Source organism: Vibrio sp. 2033, from assembly GCF_033339735.1.
Window position 1 is genome coordinate 1 of the sequence record NZ_JAWOVC010000349.1, and the last position, 702, is coordinate 702.

Sequence of the window (702 nt, forward strand, 5' to 3'; positions counted from 1 at the left end):
CACGACCATTTTGACGCTTTAGAATGTCTTTTAGCAGCAACTTAAAGTCCTCAAGTTCTAACTGAGGATGAATGTGTTCAATGGTAGTGAGCCGGAAGTCCGCGAACTTTACCTTAATGCCTTGCTTAATGATCGATTTATCTGGACTGGCACGCTCCAGTCGCTTTTCCAGTTCAGGATAAAGTTTCTCTTCGATCACTTGCCAGCACTCATCATAAGTAGAGATGTTTTGGCTAAACGTTCGCTCAACACCAACCGACTTTCTCTCACGCTCGACTACAACTTCTCGATCATCGATACCGTGACTGCGTTTCCACAATGATGCGCCTTGGCGACCGAATTGGCGTAACAGTTCTCGATAGTCGCTATTTTTAATGTCTTCACACAGATAAAAGCCCGCTTGATGTAACTTTTCTAGACTGACCTTACCAACTCCAGGGATTTTTTCTAGTGGTAGCTTATCGATCACTTCTTGAACTTTCTCAGGAGGAATAACAAACTGTCCATTGGGTTTGTTCATATCCGAAGCAACTTTAGCGAGAAACTTAATCGGCGCGATTCCAGCTGATGCCGTCAGGCCCAACTCGTTTCGAATATCATTACGGATAGACTCCGCAATCAGGGTTGCTGAGCCCCTGCACGCTGTCGCATCGGTAACATCTAGGTAGGCCTCATCAAGAGAAAGAGGTTCAATTAAGGAAG

1 protein-coding gene is annotated in these 702 nt (G+C 45.2%); it reads right to left on the bottom strand.

Features of this window, described 5'->3' with window-relative positions:
• The coding region (gene dinB, locus R7P74_RS26520; RefSeq protein WP_318123635.1) for a DNA polymerase IV at nt 1-702 on the bottom strand (702 nt) is incomplete at both ends.